The sequence below is a fragment of the Methanosarcina sp. 1.H.T.1A.1 genome, from assembly GCF_000979295.1.
Classification (GTDB): domain Archaea; phylum Halobacteriota; class Methanosarcinia; order Methanosarcinales; family Methanosarcinaceae; genus Methanosarcina.
The window spans coordinates 1-3,990 of record NZ_JJQY01000061.1 but is presented as its reverse complement, the minus strand read 5'-3'; the positions used below and the strand labels follow the sequence as shown (position 1 = coordinate 3,990).

The following is a 3,990-nucleotide window of genomic DNA, read 5'->3' as shown; positions in this document are numbered from 1 at the left end:
TATAGTTTCCTGCCAGGGAATAAGAATGCGTTGGATTCGTATCGGTTGAAGTAGCTCCGTCTCCAAAGTTCCAGCTTCTCGATGTTGCGTTCTGTGAACGGTCAGTAAAGGAGACTAAAAGGGGAGCAGAGCCGCTGGTAGGATTGGCAGTAAAGTCTGCTACAGGAAACGCCGGCTCTGGTGCGGAGACAGCTACAAGCGGATAGTAGTCTACTAAGTTATCTCCATCATATTTTGAATTAATAATGCCGTCTCCATCTGGATCATTATTTGCATTTAGTTGGGAGAAACCTGTTCCGAGGGGAGTTGCCCAGTAATTACCTCCAATATAGGACCCGCCCACAATGCTTGCACCTGGAGCTTTTGTTGTGTTCCAGATACCTCCGGTGTTTTTATTATCTGTGTTAAATGTATTATTCAAGTAATTGTTGAAAATCTGGTTACCAGTGCTCTGGGAACACAAAAATAAGCCGTAATTTCTGCTAAAAGTGACCTTGTTGCTTGAGACCTCGTTGCTTCGAGAGGAACTAAAAGAAATTCCATAGCTGTCGTTATAAGCCGTGTTTCTTGAAAGCTTGTTATTGTTAGAAGACGAAAGCATTATCCCTTCTGCATTGTTATCAGAGACCGTATTATTAGAAACCACGTTCTCATTTGAAGTAATTATGTAGATACCTTTGGAATTGCCCGAAGCTATATTGTTGAGCAGGTAGGTGTTGTTTGAATTCGTAAAGTAAATGCCATAATTAACATTTGAACTTGCAGTATTGCTGGTAATGTTGTTATTGCTGCCGACATTATCAAGAACAATACCATTACCGCTGTTAGAATTTGCCTTATTACCTGAAAGTGTGTTCCCACTGGATGACGAGCTTAAGTAAATACCTCTGTTGTTTTGGGATACGCTGTTGTTGAACACCTCATTATTGCTTGAATTATCCACAACGATTCCATCGTTGGTGTTCGAATTTGCTTCATTGCTTTCCAGAATATTATCACTTACTCTATAAAGACTGATACCAGTACCGCTGTTTGAATTTGCCTTATTGCCTGAAAGCTTATTATTGCTGGATGTTAGCGTTATGTATAAACCCTGAGAATTGTTATATGCATTATTGCCAGTCAGGTTGTTGTTATTGGAATACCTAACAGCTATCCCGTATGGGCTGCTTGAAATTGTATTATTGGTCAGGATATTATCACTGGAGTTGTCCAGCATAATATCATGTTGAATGCCGAAATCTACGTTGTTGTCCGAGATTTTGTTTCCAGGGGACTTCACCAAGTAAATTCCGTTAATACCGTTGGATACTGGATTGCCTCTCAGACTATTATCACTTGAATCTGAAAGATAAATTCCATATCTCGCATTTGATTTCGCAGTATTGTTTACGATGACGTTACTGATTGAATTTACCACAGTTATGCTGTCGTTAGTACTTTTACTTATAATGTTTCCTGAAATATTATTCTTATTGGATTCAATTAGGTAAATTCCAAACTTCTGGTTTGAAACCGTATTGCCCGAAATATTGGTGTAATCGGATTGTTCAATGTTGAACCCTCGGCCTTCGCCTATATGGAGGTCCTTGCTGGCTATATTATTGCGGACCACGTTATTAGGGGAAGCCTTAAGAAATACACCAAGGGCGTCGTTGTGTAATACGTTGTTCTCAATTATACAGTTAGTACTTCTTAGCAGATAGACGCCTGCCTTGTCAGTTCCTGCACCGGTTATCTTAAGCCCTTTAATTGTTACGTAAGAGCTGTCCTGTATAGTGATTACAGATACGTTTGAGTCTTTAGCTGTAATAATCGTGTCCGCAGGGTCCCCGGATTCTGACCTGATTACCAGATCAGTTTTAAGATTACTGATTAAAATATTTTCTGAATAAGTTCCGGGTTCAACGATAATTACATCGCCTGAATTTGCACTGTTCACTGCGGCCTGTATAGAATTCGTAGAATTGGCATGAATATCATCCGCTGCCCCGATACAGGAGCTTAATGTGATTATGAGAGTGGTTAGCATTAAAATTCTTAATATGTTTATTCTCATTCCTCCATAAAAATAGAAGAAATTTGCAATTACACTTCCTTCAATTAATTAGGGATTAAAGATATGTACAATATAAACATATTGGTCAGAAATAATATTTGTAAAGAGGAATATAATAAGGAGACTATGACAAAACATATCTGTATTTAGTGGGATCAATTTTGCACCCCTTCTTTAAACTGTCTCAGATATTATTTTCCAGGATACTTACCCTGTCATTTAACGCTGACTACAGGCAACTGTGATTAATTATTGAAGTTAAAATATAATTCTTATGATGGCTGTAAGCTTTCCAGCTAGAGAAATAATATTTTTTGACTTTTGAATTAGCATTTAGGGATAACATATTAATTTTTATTTCATAGAGAAAGATTAATATATTTCTAATGTTTTCACTGAAAAAGTAAAATATTAGCTAAAATATTTTAGATACACCCCACACAGAACACTATATAAGAAAAGGAAATAAGTAAATCAACTCAAAGGAAAAGCTACATGTAAAAAAACTGAGAGACTGAAGAAAATAAAGAAGATAATGAAGATAATGAAGATAATGAAGATAATGAAGATGAAGAAGATGAAGAGTAAAATGGATATATTAAAAATGGGGAGAGGAGCTCCGACGTCCCCGAATTCCGCCGGGGTAATATAAAGATGGAAGATGGGGACCAGAGCCTGTATAGTCCCTCAAGAAATGATTTCCCACTCTCAAAACCTCTCAGGCTTCTCAAAACAGAGCCTTTCAGTAAACGGTCTCCTGTTTTGTCCTGGTATTGTATGCTCTGTATTCGTCTGCTTTCTTATCCTGAAGGTAAACGTATTCGTATTCCGGATAATTGAGCCTCTTCCTGTATTCTTCCCGGGCTTCAGCCTGGCAGCTGGCACAGGCATAGATGGGGACCGAAACCCCGAAGATCCTGATATCGTTTATGCTCCTGTGGGCATGGGAATCTATGGTTACATAACCCTGGCAGTCAGGGCACATCCTGACTGTTTCTTCCTGGAATTCCTGGATCATATCAGTATCATAGAAGATCTGTTTTTTCCGGCGGTAAAAGTCTCCGTGTTTTGCCACTTCTGCTTCTACAAGCCTTTCCCGGTTTTTCCAATTTTCGAGCTGGGTTGCAACAACTTCCTTAAGGATTTGCCTGTCTCTTGCAGCCTGGACAAACATCCCGGGCTTGAAATCGGGTTCCTTTACGCAGGAGTAGTCAAGCCCGGCCATTGCAAGGATAATTCCCGTATTAACATAGGGAAGCGCGCTCTGGATAGCATAGCCTCCTTCAAGCACTGCCATGTCAGGGGCAAGTTTCTCGTTCAGTTTAGCATATCCCTGTGCAGAAAAGCGCATGTTTGCAAGCGGATCAGTATAATGGTTGTCCTGTCCTGCAGAATTGAGGACAAGTTCAGGCCTGAAGTCCTTGAGAATGGGCAGCACCAGGGCATCGAGCACGTAGAGAATGCCCTCATCCGGAGTACCCGGCGGCAGAGGTATGTTGATTGTCCTGCCAAGGGCTCTCGGGCCTCCGAGTTCGTTCATGAAGCCCGATCCAGGATAGAGTGTCCTCCCGTCCTGATGGAAGGAGATAAAAAGCACATCCGGGTCGTTGTAAAAAATCTCCTGTGTCCCGTCCCCGTGATGGACATCAGTATCCACGATTGCAATCCTGCGGATTCCATACTTCTTTCTCAGGTACTCAACAAGGATTGCTTCATTATTTATATTGCAAAAGCCGCGGTTTCCGTGGGCGACTGTCATTGCATGGTGACCTGGCGGGCGAACAAGGGCAAAAGCGTTTTTAACCTCTCCCCGCATGAGCGCATCAGCAAGGACCAGGCAGCTGCCTGCTGAAATCCGGTGAGGGGTTGTAGCCCTGTCTCTTATACACATCTCCGAGCCCACGAGACGGACTCCTATCTCGTATGCCGTC

2 protein-coding genes are annotated in these 3,990 nt (G+C 41.4%); both read right to left on the bottom strand.

Translation table 11 applies throughout. From position 1 onward, the window contains the following. Positions 1 to 2,059: NosD domain-containing protein (locus EO95_RS06365; RefSeq protein ID WP_048133315.1), on the bottom strand; the 2,059-nt coding region annotated here is incomplete at its 3' end. Between the two features lie 742 nt (positions 2,060 to 2,801). After that, positions 2,802 to 3,990: histone deacetylase (locus EO95_RS06360; RefSeq protein WP_048133312.1), on the bottom strand; the 1,189-nt coding region annotated here is incomplete at its 5' end.